A 26,955-nucleotide genomic window follows, 5' to 3' on the forward strand; every position below is an offset into this window, starting at 1 on the left:
CCTTTCGCGAGACAGCAGTGACCGCGCGGCGCATGACACCGACAGGCGTTCGATACCACCGCGCTGGTCCGTGAACGTATCCGCTGCCGATCACTTGTCACAAGTTAATGCCGCGTAGATCACGTGAAGATCACAGACTTGAGCGCGTGTCACCTTTGACCGGTTCACTGCGGCGGCGCATTCACGGGCGGGCTCCGGATACGGTCGTCCTGTGAACGTCCCGAACACCGCTCCCGAACTCTTCACCTGGGAATTCGCCGGCGACCCGTACCCGGCCTACGCCTGGCTGCGCGAGCACTCCCCCGTCCACTGGACGAAACTTCCCAGCGGGGTCGAGGCATGGCTGGTGACCCGCTATGCCGACGCGCGCCAGGCCCTCGCGGACGGGCGGCTCTCGAAGAACCCCGCGCATCACGCCGAGGACGCGCACGGCAAGAGCAGGACCGGAATCCCGGGGGAGCGCAGCGCCAATCTGATGACGCATCTGCTCAACATCGACCCGCCGGACCACACCCGGCTTCGCCGCCTCGTCTCCAAGGCGTTCACCCCGCGCCGGGTGGCCGAATTCACGCCGCGCGTACAGGAGTTGACGGACGATCTCATCGACCGGTTCGCGCCGCACGGCGAGGCCGACCTGATCCACGACTTCGCCTTCCCCCTCCCCATCTATGCGATCTGCGATCTGCTCGGCGTCCCGCGCGAGGACCAGGACGACTTCCGCGACTGGGCGGGGATGATGATCAGGCACGGCGGGGGCCCGCGCGGCGGCGTCGCCCGCTCCGTCAAGAAAATGCGCAGCTATCTCGCCGAACTCATCCACCGCAAGCGGGGCGACCTCGGCGAGGACCTGATCTCGGGTCTCATCCGCGCTTCCGACCACGGCGAACACCTCACCGAGAACGAGGCCGCCGCCATGTGCTTCGTGCTTCTCTTCGCCGGCTTCGAAACCACCATCAATCTGATCGGCAATGGGACATATGCGCTTTTGCGCAATCCCGAGCAGCGGCACCGGCTGCAGGAGTCGATCGAGCGCGGTGAGACCGCCCTGCTCGACACCGGTATAGAGGAGCTGCTCCGCTACGACGGCCCGGTCGAACTGGCCACCTGGCGCTTCGCCACCGAACCGCTGGCCATCGGCGGGCAGCGCATCGCCACCGGAGACCCCGTCCTGGTCGTCCTGGCCGCGGCGGCCCGCGACCCCGCCCGCTTCTCGGAGCCCGACACGCTCGATCTCTCCCGCCGGGACAACCAGCACCTCGGATACGGCCACGGCATCCACTACTGTCTCGGCGCCCCCCTGGCCCGCCTCGAAGGCCGCACCGCCCTCGAGACCCTGCTGCGCCGTCTGCCCGACCTCGAGCTCGCCGCCGACCCCGCCGATCTGCGCTGGCGGGGCGGGCTGATCATGCGCGGACTACGAGACCTGCCCGTGCGGTTCACCGCTGCCTGACCGGCCCAGGGCCTCCGTCTCCTTGATCGCATCGCGGTAGGCCCGGGCCGCCGCCCGCAGTGCGGCCTCCGGGTCCACGCCCTCCGCCTCGGCGCGCGCCGCCAGCGCGAGCAACTCGTAGCCGACACCCTCGACTTGGGGCAGCGGAACCTCCAGGCCCGCCGTCCGCACCCGCGACGCCAGCTTCGCCGCGAGGGCCAGGCCGGGCTGGCCGAGGGGAATGCCCTCCGTCACCGAGGTGCGCTGCTTCTCGACCGCCTTGGTGCGCAGCCAGTGCTCCTTGACCTCCTCGGGCGTCGACGCGGTCTCGTCGCCGAAGACGTGCGGGTGGCGGTGGATGAGCTTGGCTACGATGCCGGCGGCCACGTCGTCGACGGAGAAGGGGGCGTCCCGGTCCTCCTCCGCTATACGGGCGTGGAAGACGACCTGGAGCAGGACGTCGCCCAGCTCCTCGCGCAGTTCGTCGCGGTCGCCCTCCTCGATCGCCTCGACGAGTTCGTACGCCTCCTCGATGCCGTACTTCGCCAGGCCCTTGTGGGTCTGCTGGGACGACCACGGGCACTCGGCGCGGATGCGGTCCATGACCTGGACGAGGTCCAGGAGGCGGGCGCCCGGGAGGTCGTAGGAGGCGGGGAGCAGCTCCAGGTCCGGCATGCGGATGCGTCCGGAGCCGGCGAGGCGGGCCAGGCCGTCGGTCAGGGCCGGCTCGCCCTCGCCGGTCGCGACCACGACGATCGTGCGGCCGCCCCCGCATGCGTCGACCAGTTCCTCGGCGGCGGGGGCTGCCTCGTCGACCCGTATGCCCGCCTCCCGCAGATACGGCAGCTGCGGGTGGGCGCCGTCCGAGCACAGCACGCGGTCGGCGGCGTGCAGCGCCTGCCAGGCGGGCCAGGACAGCAGGCCGGGTGCGACGCGGTGGCTGGTGGTGAGCAGGACGATGCGGCCGGGGGCCTCTTCGGAGCTGGTTGCGTTCACGATCCGAACGTAACGCACGCCGCCGACAGCCCCGGAAGTTGTCCACAGGGCTGTTGTCGACATGGCCGCTGTCCACAGGGCGGGCGGCCCTGGAGGACCGTTACGCCGTCTGCTGGGTCCCGGTCGCCGTGACCTCGCGTACCCACGGGGTCTTCGCGTCGACGCGGCTGCTCTTCTGGACGTCCCAGGTGCCGTAGCGCGGGTTGAGGTCGACGCGGAGTTCCTTGGACGCCTGGGTCAGGGCGTTCCAGAAGGCCGGCTTGCTGGTGTCGGCGCCGAGGGCCTGGGCCAGCTTCTGGGCCTCGAGCTGGAGGCGCAGGTTGTCGTCGAGGCGCTGCGGGGCGACGCCGTACTGCTGGAGCCAGGCCGTCTGCAGTGCCTTGGAGCCGCCGACCTGCTGCTCCAGGCCGGAGCGCATCTGCTGGACCTCCTTGGGGGTGACGTGCACGCCCGCGTCCTGGGCGGCGCGGTGCAGCACCCGGTCGATGACCATCCCGTGCAGGGTGTCGCGGGTGAGGCCGGCGGTCTGCGAGACGGCCTGCTTGTACTGCGCCTCGTCCTTCACGGCCGCCCGCTGCGCCGTGCGCACCTCGTTCACCCGGGTCTCCAGCTGCGCCACGGTGATCCTTTCGCCGCCGACGACGGCTGCCGCACCGGGGTGCGCATCGCTTCCGCAGGCGGTGAGGAGGGGGGCCGCGGCGGCGATCGCGGCGGTGAGGAGGAGCGCGGTGCGACGTCGGCGGTGCAAGGAAGCCTCCCGAGGAGATTGTGCGACGGTGCACAAAGTCTTGCGGTGATCGATGGTAGGCAGTGGGTGGGCTGTGGCCAACCCATTCGACCAACGATTCACCGGGACTTCGGGCACCGCCGCGCCCCACGCCGCCCGCACGCGCGCGTGCCGGGGCTCAGCCGGTGATGGCCACCGGGGCGTCCCACGCGTCGCGGTCCACGGTGATCGTGTACCCGTTCCGCGTCTCCTTGCTGTTGACCAGGTACTGGTGGGCGCGGCTGTGGTTGGTGAACTGGGTGGAGCCCCACGGCCAGTCCGCGGTCGTGGTGTTCTGCTTGTCCCACAGGGCGTACCAGAGGTTGCCCGGCAGGTCGGTCTTGTCGGTCGCGGTGGCGATCGCCTTGGCGCTGGAGCTGGTGAAGCCGTAGTAGCCGGTGCGGTACGTCTTGGCGTGCAGTTCCTTGTCGAAGGCGCGGACGTACGTCAGCACGGCGTTGTTGCACGACGTGTTCGTGATGTCGTACAACTCCATGTCCAGGTAGATCGGGCTGCCGGCCTTGATGCCGAGCGCCGAGGCCTTGGCCACCGCGTCGTCCGCCTCGCTCTTGCCGACGGTCGCGGCCGTGGAGGCGCTGATCTTCTCGGAGCCGCCGGATCCGCAGGACGGCTGCGCGCCGACGTAGAGCGGAATGAGCTTCCAGCCGACCGTGCTGACCGACTTCACCCAGGATGCGGTGAGGTTGGGCTGGGAGCAGCCGCGGTTCTTGCCGCCGATGTAGACCGCGGCGGCGCCGTAGAAGCCGGTGTGCCAGGCCTTCATCGCGGAGAGGGAGGGCGCGGCGCAGGTGTCGAAGGCGCGTCCGGTGTACGTCTTCTGCGCGGGCCAGGTGGTGGCGGCCATGGAGGTCTGCGCGGCGATTCCAGCTCCCGCGACGACGGTGGCAGCGGCGGCGGCCCAGGTGATGTATCTGCGCTTCTTGGACTGCCGATGGCCTGCCATGTGTACCCCACCCCTGGTTGTGCATTACATGTGTTGTGCGTCGCCTGGCGAAAAACGCACCGCAACCTATCCGGCGCCGCCCATGTGTTCGGGAAACACAAACCCCGGAAGATCACAAGAATCTCCCAGGGCTCGGCAAAATCTAGCCGCGCACCTGTCCCAGCCACTGCAGGGTGCGGCGGATCTCGGCCGCGAGCGGATGCCCGGGGCCGCGCAGTCGCTCCACGTCCATCAGCAGTCGCGCCAGGGTTTCGTGGGCGGCCCCGCGTTCGCCGAGGGCGAGCAGCAGGTGGCCGATGCGGCGGCGGACGTCGTGCGCCAGCTCGGGGTCGCCGGCCACGTACTGGTTCTCGTAGTACGGCAGCAGCGCGCGGTACTCGGCGAGCGCCGCCGCCGGTTCGCCGAGCGACTCCAGGCACTGTGCCGCCTCGTAGCGGAAGCGGAGCGACTGGGGGTCGGCCTGGCCCGCCTCGGCGGCGCGTTCGTCGGCGAGGCGGCGCAGTTCGGGCAGTGCGCGCCGGTACTGGCCGTCGTCCATGAGGGTGGCCGCGTACTGCTTGCGCAGGGTGCGGACGACCGGCGAGTGCTCGCCGTGCTGTTCGGCGGCGGCGGGCAGGATCGCACCGAGGATGTCGACGGCCTGGGTGATGCGGCCCTCGCCGAGGAGGCGTTTGACCTCGTCGACGGCGCGGGCGACGTCGGGTTTCTCCGCCTTCTCGATGGCCGGGGCGGGCTGGGGCGCGGGGGTACGCGCGCGGTCCGGCCACGGGGCGTGCGGGCGCAGGAAGGGACGCGTGGGGTCGAGTGGCGCCCCGGTGGGCGTCCCGCGCGCGGGCAGCAGCAGCGCCAGGTGTTCGTACACCTCCTGCGCCGAGGCGGGGCGGTGCAGCGGGTCCTTGGCGAGCAGGCGCAGCACCAGGGCTTCGAGCGCCTCGGGGACTTCGGGGCGGATACGGCGTACGGGGACCGGGGGCTCGTACAGGTGCCGGTGCAGTACGCCGAGTGCCGTGGAACCCGCGAACGGGACGTCGCCGCTGAGGAGTTCGTGCAGCAGCACACCGAGCGCGTACAGGTCGGTGTACGGGCCGACCGCGCCGCCCATGGCCTGCTCGGGCGCCATGTAGGCGGGCGAGCCGATGGGGGTGCCGGTGTGGGTGAGGCGGGTGGTGTCGGCGTCCATGACGGAGGCGACACCGAGGTCGAGGACGGTGACGGTGCCGTCCTGCTTCACCATCACATTGCGCGGCTTGAGATCGCGGTGGACGATCGGCACGGCGTGCACGGCGCTGAGCACGGCGCACAGTTGCGCGGCCACCGCGACCGCCCACTGCCACGGGTACGGGTCGTGCTCGGCGAGATGGTCGGACAGATCCGCGCCGTCGACGTACTGCATGACGAGGAACAGCTCCTCGCCCTCGCTGCCCGCGTCGTGCACGGTGACCAGCCCGGGGTGGTCGACCTGCGCGGTCACCCGGCACTCGCGCACGAAGCGGCGGCGCAGCTCGTCCGCCTCCTGCCCGGCCACCTTGTCCGGGCGCAGCAGCTTCACCGCCACCCGCCGGTCCAGCCGCCCGTCGTACGCCGTCCACACCTGGCCCATGCCGCCCTGCCCGATGAGCGTGGACAGTGCATAGCGGCCGGCGACGACACGTCCTGCCGCCACGGTCACCTTCCGCCCTCGTGGTTGCCGTCGGTGTGGCCGGGGTGCTGGCGCAGATAGTCGCTGAGTTCGTCGAGTTCGGCGCGGACCTGGTCGATACGGGCGGGCGCGGGGCGGTGCGGCGGGGGCGGCGGCACGGGGGTGCCGGGTGCGGGCGCGGGTATGGGCGCCACCGGCGTCTGCGGGAGCGTGGCCGCGTACGGCGACGGGGGCTGCGGGTAGCCGTAGTTCATGCCCGAGGCCGGGGGCACCGGATGGCCGGTGGGGTAGGGCCGGTGGTGGTGTATGTCCGCGTACAGGTAATAGGCGACGCAGGCCGCCGCGTTGAGCAGCAGGATGATCATGCCCGCGTTGCCCTTCGGCGTGCTGAAGTCGTCGGTGTTGTCGGTGCTGAGCAACGCGAAACTGATCCCGAGGACCGCCAGCGATCCGGCGAAGACCCACCAGTCGCCCCGCTTGCGGGTCACGATGGCCGCCCGCAGCGGTGCCACCCACGCCAGGAAGCCGATGCTGAGGATCGGCACCGCCACGAAGATCACGCGCAGCAGGACCAACACCCCGGTCGAGGGTCGACGCGGCGGAGGCGCGGCGTAGCCGTGGCCCTGCATGGCTGCTCCTGGAGGCCTGATGGGGACGAACGTAGGTACCGAGTCCGAGCGTATAGGCCGACAAGGACAACGGGTCCCCGGTTGTACCGAACCGTTGTCGCGCTGGTCACCTCCCGCGATCGGGAGCCGACCGGGAGCGTGTCAGCCCGGCGCGACCGTCCCGTCCGTGAGCCCGTCGTACATCCCGCGCACGAGTTGCTCTCCGAGCCTGCCCGCGTGCCTGAGGGCGCGCTCGAAGTCGTCGAGTGTGCGGAAGCGGGCGCCGTAGCGCCGTTGTTCGTCGAGCGGGAGCCGGGGCAGTTGGAGGCGGCGCACGTCCAGGCGGGTGGCCGTGGAGGCGTAGCTGCTGGCCTGGCGGTTGTTGGCGGTGCCGCGCAGGAAGCCGGCGAGGAACCAGGGGTCGAGCGCCGCGGGATCGGGGCGCAGGAGGACGAGGTTGCGCCCCAGGGCGGCGCCCGCGGTCGCGGCGTCGATCACGCGCGCCATCGAGCCCCCGCCGAGCACCGGCACGACGACATCGCCCGGCTGCGTCAGCACGGCGTCCTCGTCGCTCTCGGGGAGCGCGCCGGAGGGGGCGGTTCCGGCGAGGACGTCGTGGTCGGTGAGGACGGGCACGCGCGCGTGGCCGCCGTTTCCGCCGGTGCGCATCACCAGGGCTCCCCCGCGCGCGAGTTCGCCGACGGTGGTGAACGGCCAACGGGGCGCGGGCTGGGCGTAATCCGCGGGCGGCGGGGTGAGGTCGGCGGTCAGCCGCAGGGTCTCGCCGAGGCGTTCGCGGACGGCGGTGAGCGCGTCGGCGCCGTCGGCCGCGGCCGGCGGCGGGAGGTGGCGGGCCGGGGCGAGGTCGACGTCGTCGTCGAGGAGGTCGATGACGGGGAGGGAGCGGGCCAGACCCGGGCGTTCCTGCAGGGTGCCGGCACGCTCGAAGGCGCCCCAGGCGTCGAGCACGGTCTCGCGCACGGCACGCCAGTCGGGCCCGCCGCGCCCCTCGGTGGCGTACTGCCCGGTGTCGGCGAGCAGCACCTCGGGCTGCGCGGGCTGCCGGTCGGGGCGGCGCAGCACCCACAGATGGAGCGGGATGTTGTACGGGGGGGCCGCGCCGATGGGCAGCGCGATGACGGCGCGCAGCGCGCCGCGGCGCAGCAGGTCGGCGCGGATGCGGCGGCCGGAGCGGCGGGAGGCGGCGGCGGGCGGCATGAGCAGGACGGCGGTGCCGTCGTCCTTGAGGCGGGCGAGCGCGTGCTGCACCCAGGCCAGCTCCGACTCGTTGCGGGCGGGGAAGCCGTACTCCCAGCGGGGGTCGTAGGCGAGTTCGTCGTGGCCCCAGTTGCGTTCGTTGAACGGCGGGTGGCACAGGACGGCGTCGGCGCGCAGCTGCGGGTAGGCGTCGGCGCGGAGGGTGTCGCCCGCGGCGCCGCGCACGGTCGCCTGTGTGTGCAGGGCGAGGCGGAGTGCGGTGAGCGCGGCGAGGTCGGGGGCGCTGTCCTGGGCGTACAGCTCCTGGTCGGGGCGGGGGGTGACGGCGCGCAGGAGGGCGCCGGTGCCGCAGGCGGGGTCGAGGAGGGTGCGGGCGGGGCCCGCCAAGTCGGCCATGAGACCGGCGAGTTCGGCGGGGGTGAGGGTGTACTGGCGCGGGTTGGCGTCCAGGTGCCGGCCGAGCAGGAACTCGAAGGTCTGCCGGGCGCCGGACTCGGCGGCGAGTTCGGCGACACCGCGCAGGAGGGGGGCGGAGGGCAGGAGTTGGGGGCCGGAGGGGGTGTGAACGGCGGGTGGGGTGTTCACAGCCGCCGATCCGCTCGCGCCGGTTGCCGGGTGAACGGGCTGCTCGGCGTTCACGGCGAGCGGGGAGTTCACACCGGACATCGCGCCTCCGGCCGCCGATGTGTGAACACCGGACACCGCGTCCCCGGCCGCCCGCGTGTGAACACCCGAAGCCGCACCGCCAGCCGTCCCCCTGTGAACACCGCGCTTCCGCTGTGGCCCCCCGAAGCGTGCCGCCAGCACTTCCTCGATCGCCCCCGTCAGCATTGCCGCCAGCCGCTCGTCCGACCCCGCGCTCGCCTCCAGCCAAGCCGTCGGCCGGTCATGGATGAGCAGCAGTGCACAGCCGGCGTGCGTCAACGCCGTGACCGGACCCTCGGGGTGGCCGGCAAGCTGCTGCCAGACGCGTTCGCGGAGCGGGACCTCGGCGAGTTTGCCCTGCTTGCGCAGCCACGCCTCGACCTCGGCGAGCGCGAAGGAGGGGCTGGTCTCGGTGCCGCCGACGGGCTTGGGGAAGTCGGCGTGGCGGCGACGCCAGTTGCTGACGGCGGCGCGGCCGACGCCGGCCAGCCGGGCGATCCCGGCGGCGGTCACCTCTGTCGCGTTGTCCTGCACCCGCCCGGCTCCCCTCGTTGTCGCGCTGTGACGCCGAGCATACCGACGTACGCAAGATCTATGCATTCACGCCCGTGTACACATCCATTCCCGTGAATCGTGTTGACTCGGTTCACAGGCTCTGTTCTTATTGACCCAGCGAACACCGCGAACGGCGCCAGCCGAACGACGGTGGTCGCCACATCCGAACGTCCGAGGGGGGACATCGTCATGGGCATGAAGGGCAAGATCGCGCTGGGCGCCGTCGTGGGGGTCGTGGTCATCGGCGTCGTATCGGCGAACGCGGGCGACAAGGGAAACGGCCCCGCCTCCGACTCCGGCTCCCGCTCCGGCAAGCACTCCTCGGCCTCCGCGCAGCACGGCTCCGGCGGCGGGAAGGCGCAGGCCGCCGGGAAGAAGAAGGCCGCGTTCGCGGGAGACGGCGACTTCCAGGTCGGTTCGGACGTCAAGCCCGGCACCTACCGCACCACCGGCAACACCGACGGCATGTGCTACTGGGAGCGCGCCAAGGACGCCAAGGGCGGAACGGACTCGATCCTGGCCAACGACAATGTGAGCGGGACCAGTTACGTCACCATCAAGGCGACCGACAAGCTCTTCAAGTCGAACGGCTGCAAGGACTGGGAAGCCGTCGACGCCAAGGCCAAGGGCACGCCCGCCGCCAAGATGGCCGGTGACGGCGGGATGTTCGCAGTCGGCACCGACATCGCCCCCGGCACCTACAAGTCCACCGGCAACACCGACGACTCGTGCTACTGGGAGCGCGCCAAGGACGCCGGCCACTCGCTCCACTCGATCATCGCGAACAACAACGTGACCGGCACGGCCGTCGTCACCATCAGCCCGGGCGACGCCTACTTCAAGACCACCGGCTGCGGTGACTGGAAGAAGGCGGCCTGACCCGGCCCTTCCCTCGACCGTCGTGGCGCGGCCCGGGCACCCGCCACGGCGCCGGGCCCCCGGCCGCCAAGCCCCCGCCCCGGATCCGGCCGCCCCACCCCCACGCCTACCATTACCGCTCGCCGCCCACCGAGCCGGTCCCACCGGCTTCCACGGGCGGTCTCACCCCCCGCGCCCCGGCCGCTTCCGGCCCGCGTACGGCATGCCGTGCGCTCCCCGTCAGCAACCATCCTTTGAAGGACTGTCATGCGTCTCTCGCCTCGTATCGCCACCCTGCTCGCTGTCGCGGCGCTCCCCTTGGCCCTCACCGCCTGCTCGTCCGGTTCCTCCGACAACGGGGGCGCGGCTTCCTCCGACAACGCGGGCGCGGCCAAGGCGAAGGACCCCAACGCCGGTCTGCCCACCGGTACGCAGCTGAAGAGGGCGCTGGCGCCCGCGTCGGCCTTCCCCGCCGGGCTCACCATCGAGGCCGACGGCTCCTCGGACACCGGCGGTACGTTCCTCTCCCCGTCGAGCCGGAGCACCGCGAAGCCGGACTGCACCAGGCTGGAAGCCACGTCCTGGATCCAGGTGAGCGGCTACAAGGGGGGCGTGTCGTTCGCGCAGAACGACTACGCGAACAAGGACAAGACGGAGGAGGTCGCCCAGGAGATCGACACCTTCCAGGGCACCACGGCCGCCAGGGTGATGAAGGGCCTGCAGACGGTCGCCACCGAGTGCGCCACGTTCACGGACACCGACGCGCACGCCAAGGTGAAGCTCACCGGCAAGTCCACGGCCGGGCTCGGGGACGAGGCCTACACGATGACGCTGACGAGCGGCACCTGGCAGAACGGCACCACGCTGATCGCGGCCCGGTCCGGCAACTCGGTGGTCACCGTGCTGTCCACGGCGGGCAGCGACAACGGCGCCGCGTCCGCGAAGAAGGTGACGACGACGGTCCTCGCGGCGCTGAAGAAGGAGGCGAAGCCGGGCGGCCAGGCCTGACCACCGACGTCCCGGCCCCGGCGCGGGGGCTACAGCCGGTGCCGCATCCAGACGTTGGGCTCGACGTACACCGCATACCCGCGCTCGGGTTCGCAGCGCACCGGCACGAGCGCCCCGGGGACCTCGATGTCGCCCCGGGTGTCGAAGGGCAGCCCCGTCCAGCCGCGCCACTGTTCCAGCGAGCCGGAGACGGTCATGGAGGCCGGTGCCACCCGTTCGACGGTGGCGCCGGCCCGGGCGTGCACGCGCAGCCACGGGTCGTGCAAGAGCCCGTCCTCCCGCACCCGGTGGGCGTACTCCTCGATCGGGGTGTGCGGTTCGAGGTGCTTGGCGCTGGGGCGGACCGGGGCGACGACCTCGGTGAAGCCGTGGGTGCGGGCGTTGTCGCGCATCGCCTCGAGCATGCGCGAGGACAGCCCGCGGCCCTGTGCGTGCGGAGCGACCACGATCGAGATCGCGCTGACCGTGTCGGGGCGCACGCCGTGGCGCAGGTCGGCGAAGGCCCAGATGAGCACCTCGTCCCAGCCCCGGGCGGGCAGTTCGCCGCGGCCCTCGCCGGCCAGCCGGAACGGCACGCTGTAGGCGTGCGCGACGACCTCGCCCCGCTCGTCCTCGGCGAACAGCACGTGCTGCGGGAACTCGGTGGGGATCCGCCCGTAGTGGGAGTCGCCCACCGGGTCCCGGGTCGTGAACTCCGCCCAGCTGTCGGGCATGTCGAGCACCGGCCGCAGCATCTCCGGGCGGGCGGCGAGACTCGACACCTTCAATTCCATGCGGTCACCGTAGGCGCGGCCCGCACCGCCGGAAACCGGTTTTCCTCAGTCCGCGTGGAACCGGGCCGGCGCCTGAGTCGGGTTGCCGCCGGAGGGAAGTTTCTGCCCCGGGCACGTCTTGAGCACCTTCTCCATCGCGGCCTTCTCGGCGGCGGTCACCCACAGCCCGTACTTCTTCTTCACCGCGACCTGGGCGGCGACGTACGTGCACCGGTAGGCCTTGGGCGGCACCCAGGTCGCGGTGTCGCCGTCGCCCTTGGAGCGGTTGGCGCTCGCGCCGACGGCGAGGAGGTTGAGCGGATCGTTGGCGAGGGCTATTCGCTTGCGTGCGTCCCAGTACTTGGCGCCCTTCTGCCAGGCGTCGGAGAGGGCGACCAGGTGGTCGATGTCGACCAGGCTGCGCCCGCGCCGGTAGGTCACCTTCGTGCCGGAGTAGGGGTCGGACTCCAGGACGCCGTACGACACCTTGCACTTGCCGTCGCTGAACTTCACGTCGTCCAGGTCCCGTTTGAGGATGTCGTCACGGGTGTCGCAGCTGTTGGAGTCGGTGTCCGCCCAGGCGGTGCCGAACCTGTCGCGGGCGTAACCCGTCTTCGGCGCCCGCCCCTTCACGGTCAGCGACTCGGCGGCGGTGAGCGCGGCGCCCGAGCCCCCGCTCTCCTGCGGCCCGCCGGACCCCGTCTTGGTCTCCGCCTTGCAGCCGGCCACGGCGAACACCAGCACCATGGCGGCCGCCGCCCCGCCCCTCAGACGCCTCATGGTGCGCCCTCCCCTTGCCTGCGCGATCCGCCCTCGCACGGGCGGTCTTCTCTCGTACGGATTTCCCGTACGACTGTCCGCACACCGTAGCGAGAGGGCGCACAGAGGCATTGATGAGGTCCAGACCAAAATCGGCCCCAAGTGGGCATTCACCACATATGGGCCGTATCGTCGTTGCTGGGTCACCTCGGAAGGAGCTCTGGATGGGCATCTTCGACAGGTTCAAGAGCAACCGCCACGCGCAGGACAAGGCCAGGGAAATGTCCGACGCGGCGGAGCGGAAGGTCAACGAGAGAACGGGCAACAAGTACGAGAGCCAGGTCGACGACGCCCAGCAGCGCATCGAGGGGCAGCTCGGCATGGATCGCGACAGGCCCGAACAGCCGTAAGGCCACAGAGCAGCCGTCCGCGGAATCCGCCTCCCGCGGACGGCTCGTTGTGCAGCGGGACGGCTACGACCCGAGAATCGACGTCAGGAACTCGCCCACCCAGCCCAGCAACTCCCGCCCCACCAGCGGCTTCCCGCCCACCTTCGCCGTCTTCGGGCGCGGTACCAGCACCTGGTGGACGGCCGGCTTGATGACGGTTCCCGGGTACAGGCGCTTGACCCTGAGTTCCTGGGACTCCCTCAACTCCACCGGTGCGAAGCGGATGTTGTTGCCCTGCAGGACGATCTCGCCGACGCCGCAGGCGCGGGCGAGCATGCGCAGGCCCGCCACCAGCAGCAGGTTCTCCACCGGTTCGGGCAACTTGCCGTAGCGGTCGACGAGTTCCTCGCGTACGGACTTGATGTCCTCCTCGGTGTTGGCGGAGGCGATGGCGCGGTAGGCCTGGAGGCGGAGCCGCTCGCCGGGGGCGTAGTCGTGCGGGACGTGCGCGTCGACCGGGAGCTCGATCTTGACCTCCAGGGGCGGCTCCTCCTCCACCCCGCCTTCCAGGGAGGCCCGGTAGTCGGCGACCGCCTCGCCGACCATCCGTACGTACAGGTCGAAGCCGACGCCCGCGATGTGGCCGGACTGTTCGCCGCCGAGGAGGTTGCCCGCCCCTCGGATCTCCAGGTCCTTCATGGCCACGTACATGCCCGCGCCCATCTCCGTGTGCTGGGCGATCGTCGCCAGACGCTCGTGGGCGGTCTCCGTCAGGGGCTTCTCCGGCGGGTACAGGAAGTACGCGTACCCGCGCTCGCGACCGCGGCCCACCCGCCCGCGCAGCTGGTGCAGCTGCGAGAGGCCGAAGTTGTCGCCGCGCTCCACGATCAGCGTGTTGGCGTTGGAGATGTCGATGCCTGACTCGACGATCGTGGTGGAGACGAGGACGTCGTACTTCTTCTCCCAGAAGTCGACGACCACCTGTTCCAGGGTCGACTCGGACATCTGGCCGTGGGCCGTGGCGATCCGCGCCTCGGGGACGATCTCGCGCAGCCGGGAGGCCGCCCGGTCGATCGACTCCACCCGGTTGTGGATGTAGAAGACCTGGCCCTCGCGCAGCAGTTCACGCCGGATCGCCGCGCCGATCTGCTTCTCCTCGTACGGCCCGACGAAGGTCAGGACCGGGTGGCGCTCCTCCGGGGGTGTCGTGATCGTCGACATCTCGCGGATGCCGGTCACGGCCATCTCCAGGGTCCTGGGGATCGGGGTCGCGGACATCGTCAGTACGTCGACGTTCGCGCGCAGCTTCTTCAGCTGCTCCTTGTGCTCGACGCCGAAGCGCTGCTCCTCGTCGACGATGACCAGGCCGAGGTCCTTGAATTTCGTGTCCGAGGAGAAGAGGCGGTGGGTGCCGATGACGACGTCCACCGAGCCCTCCCGCAGCCCCTCCAGGACGGCCTTCGCCTCGGTGTCCGTCTGAAAGCGGCTCAACGCCCTTACGTTGACGGGGAATTGGGAGTAGCGCTCGGAGAACGTCCCGAAGTGCTGCTGCACAAGGAGGGTCGTGGGGACCAGGACCGCGACCTGTTTGCCGTCCTGTACCGCCTTGAACGCGGCCCGGACCGCGATCTCCGTCTTGCCGTAGCCGACGTCGCCGCAGATCAGGCGGTCCATGGGGACCGACTTCTCCATGTCGTCCTTGACCTCGGCGATGGTGGTGAGCTGGTCGGGCGTCTCCGCGTACGGGAAGGCGTCCTCCAGCTCGCGCTGCCAGGGGGTGTCCGGGCCGAAGGTGTGGCCGGGCGCCGCCATGCGCGCGCTGTAGAGTCTGATGAGGTCGGCCGCGATCTCCTTGACGGCCTTCTTGGCGCGGGCCTTCGTCTTCGTCCAGTCGGCGCCGCCCAGGCGGTGCAGGGTCGGGGCCTCGCCGCCGACGTACTTGGTGATCTGCTCCAGCTGGTCGGTGGGGATGTAGAGGCGGTCGCCGGGCTGGCCGCGCTTGGCGGGGGCGTACTCGACGACCAGGTACTCGCGGGTGGCGCCCTGCACCGTGCGCTGCACCATCTCGATGTAGCGGCCGACGCCGTGCTGCTCGTGGACGATGTAGTCGCCCGCCTCCAGGGTGAGCGGGTCGATGGTCTTGCGGCGGCGGGCCGGCATCCGGGCGCCGTCCTTGCCGGCGGCCTTCTGGCCGGAGAGGTCGGTCTCGGTCAGGACGGCGAGCTTGAGCGCCGGGTCCACGAAGCCGTAGTCGATCGAGCCGCACGCGACGTGCACGACGGACGGGGCGATCTGCCCGAGGTCGGCCTCCAGGCGGGCCGCGACGCCCTCGCCGCCGAGGACCTCGACCGTGCGGGCGGCGGGGCCGTGGGCCTCGGTGACGAACACCGTGCGCCAGCCGTCGGCGAGCCAGCCCTTGGTGTCGGCGAGGGCCTTGGCGGTGTCGCCGCGGTAGGTCTCGGGGGCGTGCATGCCGAGCTTGAGGGTGTCTGCGTCCAGTTCGAGGTCTGCCGCGAACGGCGACACCGACCACCACATCATGTCCAGCTCGCGGGCCCGGTCCCGGACGTCCGCGATGGACCAGAGGGAGGCCGCACCGACGTCGATCGGCGCCTCGCCGCCGCCCGCGGTGGCCGCCCAGGACGCCTGCAGGAACTCCTGCGAGGTCGCCACGAGATCCGCGGCACGCGTGCGTACCCGCTCCGGATCGCATACGACGGCCATGGCGCCCTTGGGCAGGACGTCGATCAGCAGCTCCATGTCGTCGACGAGGACGGGCGCGAGGGACTCCATGCCTTCTACGGCGATCCCCTCGGCGATCCTGCCGAGCAGTTCGCCCAGCTCCGGGTGCTGCTCGGCGAGGGCACGCGCACGCGCGCGTACGTCGTCCGTCAGCAGGAGTTCACGGCAGGGCGGCGCCCACAGGCCGTGCTCGGCGACTTCGAGGGAGCGCTGGTCGGCGACCTTGAAGTAGCGGATCTCCTCGACGTCGTCGCCCCAGAACTCCACGCGCAGGGGGTGTTCCTCGGTGGGCGGGAAGACGTCGAGGATGCCGCCTCGTACGGCGAATTCACCCCTCTTCTCGACGAGCTCCACGCGCGCGTACGCGGCGGCTGCGAGGGCCTCCACGATCGCGTTCAGGTCGGCGGTCTGCCCGGTCTTCAGTGCGACCGGTTCCAGGTCCCCGAGGCCCTTGACCTGCGGCTGCAGCACGGACCGTACGGGGGCCACGACGACGGAGACCGGGCCGGTCTCGGGGTCGTCGGGGCGGGGGTGGGCCAGGCGGCGCAGGACGGCGAGGCGTCGTCCCACAGTGTCGCTGCGGGGGCTCAGCCGCTCGTGCGGGAGCGTCTCCCAGGACGGGTAGTCCACGACTGTGTCCGACGGCAGCAGCGAGCGCAGGGCGGCGGCCAGGTCCTCCGCCTCGCGTCCCGTCGCCGTCACCGCCAGCACGGGGCGGCCGGTCTCGCGGGCGAGTGCGGCGACCGCGAAGGGGCGGGCGGCGGGCGGGCCGACCAGGTCGACATGCATGCGGTTGCCGTCTGCGGCCGCCTTGACGGCTTCTGCGAGGGCGGTGTCCTTGACGACGGCGTCGAGCAGACCGTGCAGGCTCATTCGGGGCGGCTTTCGTCCGGGGGTGGGCAACGCGAATCGCCCGACACGCGTGGCAGGCCGGGGGGTTCCCAGGGTACGTCGCCGGTGCCGCGAGTGCCGGAGGCTTCTCGCCCCCGCCGCCCCTACCCGTCCCGTACCAGGGGCTCTGCCCCTGCGACCCCGCCAGGGGGCTCCGCCCCCTGGACCCCCGATCGGCCTGAACGGCCTCGTCCTCAAACGCCGGACGGGCTGAGAGACACTGGCCGGCGCCTCAAAGTGCCGGGCTGAAACAACAAACTGCCCGGCACCGGTGAGTCCCCCAAGACTCCCCGGTGCCGGGCGCTCCCCCGCAACCCCCGTGTGCGGTGGCTACTCGGTGGCGATTGCGTTCAGTACGTTCATCCGGCCCGCCCTGAACGCCGGGATCAGTGCCGCGAACAGGCCCACGAAGGCCGAGCCGAGGAAGACGGCGGTCAGGGTCGGCCAGGGGATCTCGAGGACCTTCAGGCCCTCCAGGGCGAGCAGCTTCTGGGCCGTCGCGCCCCAGCCCATGCCCAGACCCAGGCCCAGCAGGGCACCGAACAGGGCGATCACCACGGACTCCATGCGGATCATCCGGCGCAGCTGCCGCCGCGACAGACCGATCGCCCGCATCAGGCCGATCTCCCTCGTCCGCTCGACCACCGACAGCGCCAGGGTGTTCACGACGCCCAGGATCGCAACGATGATCGCCAGTGCCAGCAGGCCGTAGATCATGTTCAGCAGCTGGCCGATCTGGTCCTTCAGCGCCTGCTTGTAGTCGGTCTGGTCGCGCACCTTGTACGCCGGGTAGTCGCGCAGCGAGGACTTCAGCGCCTTGTACGCGGCGTCCTGCTGCCCGTGCTTGGCGGTGGCGAAGACCAGCTGGTCCAGGGGCATCTTGTCGGCCGGCACGTACTTGGCGAGCGTCGCGATCGACGTGTACTTCGAGCCCGCGTCGATCAGACCGTCGCTGCTGGTGATCGCCCGGACCGTCAGATTCGCCGTCGCGCCGTTCTTGAAGGCCACCTTGATCTTCGAGCCCAGGTGGATGCCGTGCGCCTTGGCGAACTTCTCGTGGACCGACATCGAGTCGGGCTTGTACGCGTCCTTGAGGTTGCCGGCGACGGTCTTCGTACGCAGGTCGGTGGCGTACGTCGGGTCGGCCGCGGTGATGTCCGTGTCCTTGAGCACCTTGCCGTCGGGGGTGGTGTAGTCGGCCTTGGTCATCGTGTACTCGGTGACCCGCTCAAGACCCGGCGTGGACTTCACCGCCTTCACGGCCTGCGGGGTGACCGGCTTCCCCCTGTCGTTCCCGATGATGAAATCCGTGCCGACGGTCTTGTCGAGCTGGTCCGTCGCCGAGGCGACCATGGAGGAGCCGACCACCGACAGGCAGGCGACCAGCGCAAGCCCGATCATCAGGGCGGCGCCAGTGGCACCGGTACGGCGCGGGTTGCGCAGCGCGTTGCGCTCGGCCATCCGTCCGACGGGACCGAACATCCGCAGCAGTACGGCGCCCAGGACGCGCACCACGCCGGCCGCCAGCAGCGGGCCGATGACGACGAACCCGATGAGCGAGAGCACGACGCCGAGGCCCAGCCACGGTGAACCGTCCTTCGCCTTGTCGACGTTCGCGGCCAGGTAGAGGCAGTAGCCGCCCGCACCGGTCAGCACCACTCCCACCAGGGCCCGTATCCGGCCCGCCTTGGCGTCGGACGGGGCGCCCGCGTCGCGCAGCGCGGCCATCGGGGAGACCTTGCCGGCGCGGCGGGCGGGCAGGTAGGCGGCGAGGACGGTGACGACGACGCCGAGGAGGAGGCCGACCACCGGGGTCGTCCAGGCGACCGTCAGGTCGGCGGTCGACAGGTGCATCCCCATCGAGCCCATGATCTTCATCAGGCCGACCGCGAGGCCGACGCCGGCGCCGACACCCAGCACCGACCCGAAGAATCCCAGCAGCAGCGCCTCGACCAGCACGGATCGGTTGACCTGCTTCCGGCTGGACCCGATGGCCCGCATCAGCCCGATCTCGCGGGTCCGCTGGGCGACCAGCATCGAGAAGGTGTTGATGATCAGGAAGATGCCGACGAGGAAGGCGATCCCGGCGAAGCCGAGCATCGCGTACTTCATGACGTTCATGAAGCCCTCGACGTTCTTCTGGTTGGCTTTGGCGGTCTCCTTGGCGGTCTGCACCTTGTAGCCGGTGCCGAGCGCGGCGACCACGCTCTTCTTCAACTGCGGGTCACTCACGCCGGAAGCGGCGGTGACGTTGACGTTCGTGTAGACGCCGGTCTGTCCGACGAGCGTCTCCTGCGCCGTCCTGGTGTCCAGGTAGAAGATCGCCGCACCGGGGTTGGTGACCTGGAAGTCGGCGATGCCGGAGATCTTCGCGTGGTGCGTGCCGACCGCGCTGATCATGCCGAGTTCGTCACCGAGCTTGAGGTGGTGCTTGTCGGCGGTGTCGCGGTCCACCATCACCTGGTCCGGCCTCTTGGGCGCCGTACCGGAGGTGATCTTCATGGTGCGGGCGTCGTTGGAGTTCCAGTTGCCGACGATGGTCGGGGCGCCGCTGTTCGGCGACAGGTCGTCCTTCTGGGCGTCGACGACGGTCACCGAGGTGGAGAAGACGGTCCCCGTCGCCGACTTCACACCCTGCACGGCGCGCACCTTGCCGACCACGGACGCCGGCATGACCGGCGGCTTGCCGTTCTCGGCGGTCGTCTCACCGCTGTCCGAGGCGCCCTTGGCGCTCACGGTCACGTCGGAGGAGGTGGCCTGGAACAGCTTGTCGAAGGTGGAATTCATGGTGTCCGTGAACACGAGAGTTCCACAGACAAAGGCGACGGACAGCAGGACCGCGACGGCCGAGAGCGCCATCCGCCCCTTGTGCGCAAAGAAGTTGCGCATCGAAGTCCTCAGGACGGTCATGACGTGCGCCCCCGGGCGTCGAAGTCCTTCATACGGTCGAGGACGGCGTCCGCGGTCGGCTTGTACATCTCGTCGACGATCCGGCCGTCGGCGAGATACAGCACACGGTCCGCGTACGAGGCCGCCACCGGGTCGTGCGTGACCATCACGATGGTCTGCCCGAGCTCGTCGACGGACCTGCGCAGGAAGCCCAGCACCTCGGCGCCGGCCCGGGAGTCGAGGTTTCCGGTCGGCTCGTCACCGAAGATGATCTCGGGACGGGCGGCCAGCGCCCGGGCCACGGCGACGCGCTGCTGCTGGCCGCCGGAGAGCTGGGTGGGCCGGTGCTTGAGCCGGTCGCTCAGCCCGACGGTGTCGACGACCCGCGCCAGCCACTGCTTGTCGGGCTTCCGCCCGGCGATGTCCATGGGCAGCGTGATGTTCTCTATCGCGTTCAGCGTCGGCAGCAGGTTGAACGCCTGGAAGATGAACCCGATCCGGTCCCGGCGCAGCTGCGTGAGCTTCTTGTCCTTGAGCCCGGTGATCTCGGTCTCGTCGAGGTAGATCTGCCCCGAAGAGACGGTGTCGAGCCCGGCCAGGCAGTGCATGAGGGTGGACTTGCCGGACCCCGAGGGGCCCATGATCGCGGTGAACTGCCCGCGGGCGATGTCCACATCCACGTGGTCGAGGGCGACGACACGGGTCTCCCCGGACCCGTACGCCTTGACGACCTGCCGCGCTCGCGCAGCGACGGCCGTACGCCCTCCAGTGCCCCCGTGCCTGGGAATGGTCACGGCCGAAGTCATGGTATGTCTCCTATTTCGGTTACGAAGGTGACGCACGAGTGCTGCGTCGGCTCGGTCCTGCCGGACTTGCTGTGTTGGTTACGCGGATGAGTCTGGCCTCGGAGAGGGGTCCGGCGCGCTGGTGCTCGGCACCCTCTTCTGCTGGGGAAAACCCCACCCCCGCCGGTTCGGTCAACCACCCCTCACCGGCTCCCCAGCGGCGTAAAACCAGGTTAAGGACGCCCCCGGCCCCATCTCCTCCTCCGGCGGTACGAACCCTCCCCGGGCCGTAGTACGGAGGAACCCCTAGGGGCAGTCCACCGACGGGTGGAGAGGTTCTCGGGGTTCCGGTCCACCCTGCGGCCCACTCAGCTTCCACCCTGCCGCGACGTGAGGGTCAAGTGGGAAGCTGTTCGGCGGCGGATAGATGCAAGGGGAAGGAATCCCGTGGACCAGGGGGACACAGAGATACAGGCGTCGGTGACGGACGAGCGCCCGAAGGACACCCGCAGACGCGGCGCCGTCGTGGCCGCCCTCATGCTCGCGATGGCGCTCGCGGCCCTCGACTCCACCATCGTCTCGACGGCCGTCCCGCAGATCGTCGGCGACCTCGGCGGCTTCTCGGTCTTCTCCTGGCTCTTCTCCGGCTATCTGCTCGCCGTCACGGTCACGCTCCCCGTGTACGGCAAGCTGTCGGACACCTTCGGCCGCAAGCCGGTCCTGATCGCGGGCGCGTCGGTGTTCCTGGCCGGTTCGCTGCTGTGCGCGGTGGCCTGGAACATGGGGGCGCTGATCGCGTTCCGCATTCTCCAGGGCCTGGGTGGCGGAGCGCTCCAGGGCACGGTCCAGACGCTGGCGGCCGACCTCTACCCCCTGAAGGACCGCCCGAAGATCCAGTCCAAGCTGTCCACGGTATGGGCGGTGTCGGCGGTCGCCGGCCCGGGCGTGGGCGGATTGCTCGCGGCCTACGCCGACTGGCGCTGGATCTTCCTGGTCAACCTCCCCATAGGCGCGCTGGCGTTGTGGCTGATCGTGCGCCACCTGCACGAGCCGCAACGGGAGTCGGGCGGACGCCCCCGTATCGACTGGGCGGGCGCACTGGCGGTGTTCGCCTGCGGGGGCGTCCTGCTCACGGCCCTGGTGCAGGGCGGGGTGGCCTGGCCGTGGCTGTCTGCGCCGTCAATGGCCTTGTTCGGTACGGGACTTGCGCTGGCGGGGGCCGTGGTCCTGGTCGAACGCCGGGCGGCCGAGCCGATCATCCCCGGGTGGGTCTGGCGCCGCCGTACGATCGCGGCGGTCAATCTCGCCCTGGGTGCACTGGGACTGCTGATGGTGGCGCCCGCGGTGTTCCTGCCGACGTACGCGCAGTCGGTGCTGGGCCTGGCCCCGGTGGCGGCCGGCTTCGTCCTGTCGGTCTGGACGCTGAGCTGGCCGGTCTCGGCGGCGCTGAGCCAGCACGTGTACGGGCGGATCGGCTTCCGCAACACGGCGATGCTCGGCATCGGCGCGGCGGCGCTGATCCTGTTCGCGTTCCCGTTCCTGCCGTATCCGGGGGCGGCGTGGCAGCCGGCGCTGCTGATGCTGTTGCTGGGCGGCGCGCTGGGGCTGTTCCAACTCCCGCTGATCGTCGGCGTGCAGTCGACGGTGGGCTGGGCGGAACGGGGCACGACGACGGCGTCCGTCCTCTTCTGCCGCCAGACCGGCCAGACGATCGGCGCCTCGGTGTTCGGCGCGGTGGCCAACGGGGTGCTGGCGTCGCGGCTGGGCGGTGCGGGCGACCTGGACTCGGTGACGCGGGGACTGGACGCGGGCGCGGTACCGGAGGCGACGCGGCGGGCGATCGCGGACGCGGTGCACGCGGTGTATCTGGGCGCCGGGTGCGCGGCCGCGGTGGCCTTCCTGGTGCTGCTGTTCCTGGCTCCTCGCCGCTTCCCGGTGCTCAAGGACTGACGATCCGGCGGCGGGGGTGTCCGCCGCTCCCCGACCTCAAAAGTCCGAGTTAACGCGGGTAACACCGCAGGTCAGCGTAGTAAGCGCATACCGACCGGCCAGTTTGGTGAAAACGCCGCGCGACCCCGAACCGGCGAGTAGCGTGCGTGGCTCCGCACGCCCCCCACCTCCCTGCGGTCCCCGCACAGGACCCGAGCCACGCAAGGAGCACCGGGATGTCCTACGACTCGTCCCCGTCGTACCCGTACCGCCATGCACCGCAGAACGCCCCTTCGTACGACGCCACATACCCGTGGCAGCCGCCGACTCCGCCGCCCGAACCGGCCAGACTGCGCCGGCCTGCGCAGCCGGCTCTCGGGCACCACAGCGACCTGCGGATCCTGCGCAGTGCGCACCGCTGGCAGCGGCGCACCGCCACCCTCACCGCGCTCGGCTACTTCACGCTGTTCCTGATCCTTTCGGCGTTCGCGCCGTCGTTCATGTCGAGCACCGTCGCCGACGGGCTGCCGACCGGGCTGCTGCTGGCGCTGCTGCAGATACCCGTCACCTGGCTGGCGATCGCCCTGTACGAGCACACGGCCCGCCGCTACGTCGACCCGATCGCGGACCGCATCCGCAAGCAGTCCGAACTGGACGCCAAGCGGGAGGCGGCACGATGACGACCGGGTTCAGCGGAAACGCCCAGGCCATGTCCCTCGTCGCCTTCTCCACCGTCGCCGCGATCACGCTGCTGCTGTGCGTGATGACCGGCCCGGACGGCGACGACCTCGACGAGTTCTACACCGGCTACGGCTCCCTCTCCCCCATGCGCAACGGCCTCGCGATCGCCGGCGACTACATCTCCGCGGCGAGCGTGCTGGGCACCGGCGGCGTGATCGCCCTGTGCGGCTACGACGGGATCGCGCTGGCCCTGAGCACCGCCCTGTCGCTGATGCTGCTGATGTTCCTGCTCGCCGAACCCCTGCGCAACGCGGGCCGGTTCACGATGGGCGACGCGCTGGCCCGCCGTATGCCCGGGCGCGGCATCCGTATCACTGCGTGCGTGGTGACCATCGCCGCGCTGATGCCATTGATGCTGGTCCAACTGGCAGGAACAGGGCAGCTGTTGGCGTTCATCCTCGGATTTTCCGGCGATGCGCTGAAGACCGGCTGCATCATCGGGCTCGGCGCCCTGATGATCAGCTACGCGGCGATCGGCGGCATGAAGGGCACCGCCCTCATCCAGATCCTGAAGATCGTGATGCTGCTCGGCTCGGGCGCCGTGGTCGCCCTGCTCGTGCTGCGGCGGTTCGACTGGGATCCGGGGGCGCTGTTCAACGCGGCTGCCGCACAGAGCGGGGTCGGTTCCGCCTTCCTGCACTCCGGCGTCGAGTTCGCGGGCAGCTCCAACCCCCGCCTGGACATGATCACTTCGGAGATGACGGTCGTCCTCGGCGGCGCCTGTCTGCCGCACGTCACCATGCGCATGTACACCGCGCGCAGCGCCCGTCAGGTGCGGCGTTCGATGTCATGGGCGGTGTCTTCGGTGGTGCTGTTCGTCCTCATCATGACGGTCGTCGGGTTCGGCGCCACGGCGCTGATCGGGCGGGCGGTCATCGCGCAGGCCGACCCGCAGGGCAACACGGCGTACCTGCTCGGCTCACGGGCGGCCTTCGGCACGGATGTGTCGGCGTCGGAGACGTTCCTGTTCACCACGGTCACCACAGCGATCTTCCTGACCCTGCTCGCCTCGGTCGCCGGGATGATCCTCGCCTGCGCCAACTCCCTCGCCCACGACGTCTTCGCCACCCGGGTGCAGGAGATGTCGGAGCGCCGCGAGATGACGCTGGCCCGGGTCTCGGCCCTCGCGGTGGGCATCCCGGCGATCCTGCTGGCCACCATGGTCCAGCACCGCAGCCTGCAACCCCTGGTGACCCTGTCCTTCTGCCTCGGCGCCTCCGCGATCGCCCCCGCCCTGGTCTACAGCCTCTTCTGGCGCCGTTACACCCGTACGGGCCTGCTGTGCACCCTGATCGGCGGCACGCTCGCGGTGCTGCTCGTGATGCCGGGCACCAACCTGGTCTCCGGCTCCCCCGTCTCCGCCTTCCCCGACGCCGACTTCAACTGGTTCCCGTTCACGACCACCGGCCTGCTGACGATCCCCCTGGGCTTCGCCTTCGGCTGGCTCGGCACGGTGGCGTCCGGCCGCCGGGCGTCGGAGGAACAGCGCCGCCAGTACGAGGCGGTGGAGGGGTGGATCCTGGCGGGGGCGGTCCGCAGGGGCGGGTGACCCCTGGCGGGGATGACGGCTGTGCTCGGCGGGACGGAGGCGCGGCCTGTGCCGGGCGCCTCCGTCCCGCCCGTCACTCCCCCGACGCCGAACCCGTCAACGCCGTAAGACTGCTGCGTACGTTGTCCATCTGCACCTGCATCTCGACGGACCGCTCCTCGTGCTCCCGCAGCACCTGCTCCGTCTCCCGGACGATCTGCTCCTCCCGCAGCCGCGCCCCGCCGAGGATCTCGGCGGCACGCTCGTTCGCCTCCTCCTGGCAGCGGTGGGCGAACTCCTCCGCCTCCATGAGCGCCCGCCTCGCCTGGGCCACCTCCGCCTCCGCCCGTTCCACCCGCATCTCCTCGCGCGCATCGAGTGCGGCCGCACGCTCGGCCTCCGCCTGCTCCACCTCGTCCCACCGGTCGGCGAACTCCTTGGCCTGCTCGGCGAGCTTCACCGTGGCGCGCTGCCGCAGCTCCCGCAGCACGCCCAGCGACTCACCACGGCCCTCCTTCACCGCCTGCCGGGCACCGATACGCATCTCGTCGGCCACGGCGCGCGCCGCGTCGAGCCGCTGACCGGCGTGTTCCTCGGCATCGGCGTGTACGGAGTCGGCGTACGCCTGCGCCGCATCCAGCACGCCGGCCGCATACGCCTGCGCCGCCTCCACCAGGCGCTGCGCCTCCTGCCGGGCACGCTCCCGTACGGCCTCGCCCTCCTCCTGCACGAGCTGGAAGAGATGCCGGGCGCCCTCCCCGAGCGTCTCGTACGTCTGCGGGGACAGCTTTGACACGGTCTCCTGCAGCAGCGCGGCCTCCGCCTCCATGTCCTTGGCCAGCACCGTGAGACGGGCGGCCCGCTCCCAGGCGGCATCCCGGTCCAGGGAGAGGGCCTCGGCGAACACTTCGACCTGTTCAGGACAGTAACCACGCCCCCGTACGGCCCCGAAGCCGTGGGGCGAGATCGGTGTGCTGCTCATCCTGGAACCCCTCTCCGCCGAACTCTCCGCCGTACGGGCGCGCAATGATGATTTCGCGCACATCTTGATATATCGGGCAGAAGTGTTCATAACGCGACACTCCGTACGCGGATGGCGATCGGCGTGCGGATGCAAAAGGGCCGGGCCGGTCAGCACGACCGGCCCGGCCCCTCAGGATCGGGATTCCAGCAATGGTGCATCAGCAGTGAAGCGTCAGCGGCGGTACGTCACAGCAACCCGTCCCACATCTGCTCCAGCAGCACCGACCACCAGCTCTCCGGCGACCCGAGCGCCGCCGGGTCGAGCGAGGCCAGCTGCGCCTGGAAGTCGACGGTCCAACGGCCCGCCTGCTCCTGGTTCAGCCCGAACCTGAGCCGCCACATCCGGCCCAGCAGCGCCAGGCACCGCTGGAACTCGGGCAGCCCCGTGTTCACGAACTGCGGCGGCACGGGCGCACCACCGGGCCCCGCCTCCACCGGCACGGCCACGATGTTCGCGGTGCCGTACTGCACACAGATCGCCCGGCCGAAGTCACTGCCCATGACGAGATACGAGCCCGCGTCCGCGGCCGGCTGCACCCCGCGCTCCTGCGCCAGTTCGGCGAGCGTCGGCACCGGCCGCCCCGGCTGGGCCTGCGCCCAGAAGAACGGCCCCATGTCCGCCGGCAGCCCCGCCGCCACCAGCGAGTGCGCCACCACCGGCGGCACACCCTGCCGCGACACGGCAGCCTGCTCGAACCGGAACACCCCCGGCCCGAACGCCCCCGCCAGCTCCTGCCCCACCGCCTCCGGCGGAATCGGCGGCGCCGCCTGCACCGGCGGCAACGGCGCCCGCACCGGCGCCGGACGCGCGGGCCCGTCCGCCACCTGGTGCAACTCGCCCTGGTGCGCCAGCAGTTGCTGCATGCCCTGCTGCCGGCTCGCGTGATCCGTCCCGTACGGCGCGATGGACGCGATCCGCGCCTGCGGCCACTGCTCCCGGATCATCCGCGCGCAGTACGCACCCGGCAGCTCGCACGACTCCAGCTCCGTGTGCAGCTCCAGCACCTGGTCCGGCGGCACGTTCATACCGCGCAGCTCATGGAAGATCTGCCACTCCGGGTGCGGCGTCCCCGGCGCCGACCGCCGAATCAACTGCTGCTCGGACCCGTCCTGCGCGCGATAGCGAAGAACGGCCTGATACCCGGGCCCCACCGTCGGCTGCCCCTGCTGCTGCGGCGGATACCCGTACGCGGGCGGCGGCACCGCACCGGGCGGCCCGGACGGCGCCATACCGGGGCCACCGGGCGCCATCCCGGGAGCCTGCGGCGGCGGAGGCATACCGGGACCACCGACCGGAGGAGCACCGGGCGCCCCGACAGGAGGCCCGGCCAACACGGTCTCCGCGTGGTGCACAGCACCACGCCCACCGGCCGAACCGCCGGGGCCACCGGGGGCACCGGGCATGCCGGGGGCACCGGGGGGCTGCGGGGTGCCGGGGGCAGCGGGGGCACCCGGAGATCCCGGGGCGCCCGCAGGCTGCGGGAAGACAGGGGCACCCGGAGCACCGGGCTGCGGGAAGACAGGGGCACCCGGAGCACCAGGGGGCTGTGGGACGCCAGGGCCACCTGGGACACCGGGGGCACCAGACGGCTGCGGGACGCCAGGGCCACCAGGCGCGCCCGGAGGCTGCGGAACCCCAGGACCACCCGGACCGACCGGAGGCTGCGGGACACCAGGACCACCCGGAACACCCGGGCCACCCGTCTGCTGCGGAACGCCAGGACCACCCGGGCCGACCGGAGCACCCGGAGGCTGCGGAACCCCAGGACCACCCGGACCGACCGGAGGCTGCGGGACACCAGGACCACCCGGAACACCCGGGCCACCCGTCTGCTGCGGAT

At 71.0% G+C, this 26,955-nt stretch carries 20 protein-coding genes; 7 read left to right on the forward strand and 13 right to left on the reverse strand.

Annotated features, from left to right (window positions below; all coding sequences use genetic code 11):
• The first annotated feature begins 211 nt into the window (after window positions 1–211).
• Entirely contained in the window at window positions 212–1,450 is a 1,239-nt protein-coding gene (locus ACFY10_RS18940) for a cytochrome P450 (protein ID WP_390666280.1), read from the forward strand.
• Here ACFY10_RS18940 and ACFY10_RS18945 read toward each other — a convergent pair.
• The 6 genes from ACFY10_RS18945 to ACFY10_RS18970 all read right to left on the reverse strand — a co-directional run bounded on the left by ACFY10_RS18945 (window position 1,415) and on the right by ACFY10_RS18970 (window position 8,799).
• Window positions 1,415–2,425 (reverse strand): nucleoside triphosphate pyrophosphohydrolase, encoded by a 1,011-nt coding sequence (locus tag ACFY10_RS18945; RefSeq protein WP_390666281.1) that lies wholly within the window; start codon window positions 2,423–2,425, stop codon window positions 1,415–1,417. The genes ACFY10_RS18940 and ACFY10_RS18945 overlap by 36 nt on opposite strands.
• Window positions 2,426–2,525: 100 nt before the next feature.
• Window positions 2,526–3,173, reverse strand: coding sequence for a SurA N-terminal domain-containing protein (locus tag ACFY10_RS18950; RefSeq protein WP_390666282.1), 648 nt, complete (start codon window positions 3,171–3,173; stop codon window positions 2,526–2,528).
• A 157-nt stretch (window positions 3,174–3,330) separates the two neighbouring features.
• Entirely contained in the window at window positions 3,331–4,155 is an 825-nt protein-coding gene (locus ACFY10_RS18955) for a glycoside hydrolase domain-containing protein (protein WP_390666283.1), read from the reverse strand.
• Between the two features lie 142 nt (window positions 4,156–4,297).
• Complete coding sequence (locus tag ACFY10_RS18960; protein ID WP_390666732.1) at window positions 4,298–5,782, reverse strand: protein kinase; 1,485 nt, start codon at window positions 5,780–5,782, stop codon at window positions 4,298–4,300.
• A gap of 38 nt (window positions 5,783–5,820) precedes the next feature.
• Entirely contained in the window at window positions 5,821–6,423 is a 603-nt protein-coding gene (locus ACFY10_RS18965; RefSeq protein ID WP_390666284.1) for a hypothetical protein, read from the reverse strand.
• 141 nt (window positions 6,424–6,564) lie between these two features.
• Window positions 6,565–8,799 (reverse strand): N-6 DNA methylase, encoded by a 2,235-nt coding sequence (locus tag ACFY10_RS18970; RefSeq protein ID WP_390666285.1) that lies wholly within the window; start codon window positions 8,797–8,799, stop codon window positions 6,565–6,567.
• Between the two features lie 210 nt (window positions 8,800–9,009).
• Here ACFY10_RS18970 and ACFY10_RS18975 point away from each other — a divergent pair, with 210 nt between their 5' ends.
• Window positions 9,010–9,699, forward strand: coding sequence for a hypothetical protein (locus ACFY10_RS18975; RefSeq protein WP_390666286.1), 690 nt, complete (start codon window positions 9,010–9,012; stop codon window positions 9,697–9,699).
• Between the two features lie 246 nt (window positions 9,700–9,945).
• Complete coding sequence (locus ACFY10_RS18980) at window positions 9,946–10,686, forward strand: hypothetical protein (RefSeq protein WP_390666287.1); 741 nt, start codon at window positions 9,946–9,948, stop codon at window positions 10,684–10,686.
• 29 nt (window positions 10,687–10,715) lie between these two features.
• Here ACFY10_RS18980 and ACFY10_RS18985 read toward each other — a convergent pair whose 3' ends face one another.
• The gene (locus ACFY10_RS18985; RefSeq protein WP_390666288.1) at window positions 10,716–11,459 is read right to left on the reverse strand and encodes a GNAT family N-acetyltransferase; all 744 of its coding nucleotides are present in this window, start codon (window positions 11,457–11,459) and stop codon (window positions 10,716–10,718) included.
• 45 nt (window positions 11,460–11,504) lie between these two features.
• Window positions 11,505–12,218, reverse strand: coding sequence for an HNH endonuclease family protein (locus tag ACFY10_RS18990; protein WP_390666289.1), 714 nt, complete (start codon window positions 12,216–12,218; stop codon window positions 11,505–11,507).
• 203 nt (window positions 12,219–12,421) lie between these two features.
• On the opposite strand from ACFY10_RS18990, the gene ACFY10_RS18995 reads away from it, so the two are divergent.
• Window positions 12,422–12,607, forward strand: coding sequence for an antitoxin (locus tag ACFY10_RS18995; protein WP_390666290.1), 186 nt, complete (start codon window positions 12,422–12,424; stop codon window positions 12,605–12,607).
• Window positions 12,608–12,670: 63 nt separating this feature from the next.
• Here the strand turns inward: ACFY10_RS18995 and mfd are convergent, their stop codons facing one another.
• From mfd to ACFY10_RS19010, 3 genes are all read right to left on the reverse strand, one after another.
• A complete protein-coding gene (gene mfd / locus ACFY10_RS19000; protein WP_390666291.1) occupies window positions 12,671–16,201 on the reverse strand; it encodes a transcription-repair coupling factor in 3,531 nt (1,176 codons plus the stop codon).
• A 348-nt stretch (window positions 16,202–16,549) separates the two neighbouring features.
• Window positions 16,550–19,129: an ABC transporter permease gene (locus ACFY10_RS19005; protein WP_390666292.1), complete on the reverse strand. Its 2,580-nt coding sequence runs from the start codon at window positions 19,127–19,129 to the stop codon at window positions 16,550–16,552.
• Window positions 19,126–19,914: an ABC transporter ATP-binding protein gene (locus ACFY10_RS19010; RefSeq protein ID WP_390666293.1), complete on the reverse strand. Its 789-nt coding sequence runs from the start codon at window positions 19,912–19,914 to the stop codon at window positions 19,126–19,128. Before ACFY10_RS19010 ends, ACFY10_RS19005 begins: the two co-directional genes overlap by 4 nt.
• A 426-nt stretch (window positions 19,915–20,340) precedes the next feature.
• Between ACFY10_RS19010 and ACFY10_RS19015 the strand changes: the two genes are divergently transcribed.
• The 3 genes from ACFY10_RS19015 (at window position 20,341) to ACFY10_RS19025 (ending at window position 24,112) form a co-directional block, all read left to right on the forward strand.
• The gene (locus ACFY10_RS19015; protein ID WP_390666294.1) at window positions 20,341–21,843 is read left to right on the forward strand and encodes an MFS transporter; all 1,503 of its coding nucleotides are present in this window, start codon (window positions 20,341–20,343) and stop codon (window positions 21,841–21,843) included.
• Window positions 21,844–22,058: 215 nt separating this feature from the next.
• Window positions 22,059–22,502, forward strand: a complete 444-nt coding sequence (locus ACFY10_RS19020) for a DUF485 domain-containing protein (RefSeq protein ID WP_390666295.1) — start codon at window positions 22,059–22,061, stop codon at window positions 22,500–22,502.
• Window positions 22,499–24,112 (forward strand): cation acetate symporter, encoded by a 1,614-nt coding sequence (locus ACFY10_RS19025; RefSeq protein ID WP_390666297.1) that lies wholly within the window; start codon window positions 22,499–22,501, stop codon window positions 24,110–24,112. The genes ACFY10_RS19020 and ACFY10_RS19025 overlap by 4 nt, the downstream gene beginning before the upstream one ends.
• A 73-nt stretch (window positions 24,113–24,185) precedes the next feature.
• On the opposite strand, the gene ACFY10_RS19030 is transcribed toward ACFY10_RS19025, so the two are convergent.
• Window positions 24,186–25,073, reverse strand: coding sequence for a cellulose-binding protein (locus ACFY10_RS19030; protein ID WP_390666298.1), 888 nt, complete (start codon window positions 25,071–25,073; stop codon window positions 24,186–24,188).
• A gap of 227 nt (window positions 25,074–25,300) precedes the next feature.
• On the reverse strand, window positions 25,301–26,955 hold a 1,655-nt coding region (locus tag ACFY10_RS19035), incomplete at its 5' end, for an SUKH-4 family immunity protein (RefSeq protein ID WP_390666299.1).

Origin of the sequence: Streptomyces sp. NPDC001401 (assembly GCF_042895385.1) — a bacterium.
Classification (GTDB): domain Bacteria; phylum Actinomycetota; class Actinomycetes; order Streptomycetales; family Streptomycetaceae; genus Streptomyces.

Excerpts from the sequence above, each read along its gene's own strand:
- ACFY10_RS18995 (WP_390666290.1), top strand. The coding sequence starts at position 12,422 with ATGGGCATCTTCGACAGGTTCAAGAGCAACCGCCACGCGCAGGACAAG.
- ACFY10_RS18955 (WP_390666283.1), bottom strand. The coding sequence starts at position 4,155 with ATGGCAGGCCATCGGCAGTCCAAGAAGCGCAGATACATCACCTGGGCC.
- ACFY10_RS19025 (WP_390666297.1), top strand. The coding sequence starts at position 22,499 with ATGACGACCGGGTTCAGCGGAAACGCCCAGGCCATGTCCCTCGTCGCC.
- ACFY10_RS19010 (WP_390666293.1), bottom strand. The coding sequence starts at position 19,914 with ATGACTTCGGCCGTGACCATTCCCAGGCACGGGGGCACTGGAGGGCGT.
- ACFY10_RS19005 (WP_390666292.1), bottom strand. The coding sequence starts at position 19,129 with ATGACCGTCCTGAGGACTTCGATGCGCAACTTCTTTGCGCACAAGGGG.
- ACFY10_RS19020 (WP_390666295.1), top strand. The coding sequence starts at position 22,059 with ATGTCCTACGACTCGTCCCCGTCGTACCCGTACCGCCATGCACCGCAG.
- ACFY10_RS18980 (WP_390666287.1), top strand. The coding sequence starts at position 9,946 with ATGCGTCTCTCGCCTCGTATCGCCACCCTGCTCGCTGTCGCGGCGCTC.
- ACFY10_RS18985 (WP_390666288.1), bottom strand. The coding sequence starts at position 11,459 with ATGGAATTGAAGGTGTCGAGTCTCGCCGCCCGCCCGGAGATGCTGCGG.
- ACFY10_RS18975 (WP_390666286.1), top strand. The coding sequence starts at position 9,010 with ATGGGCATGAAGGGCAAGATCGCGCTGGGCGCCGTCGTGGGGGTCGTG.
- ACFY10_RS18990 (WP_390666289.1), bottom strand. The coding sequence starts at position 12,218 with ATGAGGCGTCTGAGGGGCGGGGCGGCGGCCGCCATGGTGCTGGTGTTC.
- ACFY10_RS19030 (WP_390666298.1), bottom strand. The coding sequence starts at position 25,073 with ATGAGCAGCACACCGATCTCGCCCCACGGCTTCGGGGCCGTACGGGGG.
- ACFY10_RS18965 (WP_390666284.1), bottom strand. The coding sequence starts at position 6,423 with ATGCAGGGCCACGGCTACGCCGCGCCTCCGCCGCGTCGACCCTCGACC.
- mfd (WP_390666291.1), bottom strand. The coding sequence starts at position 16,201 with ATGAGCCTGCACGGTCTGCTCGACGCCGTCGTCAAGGACACCGCCCTC.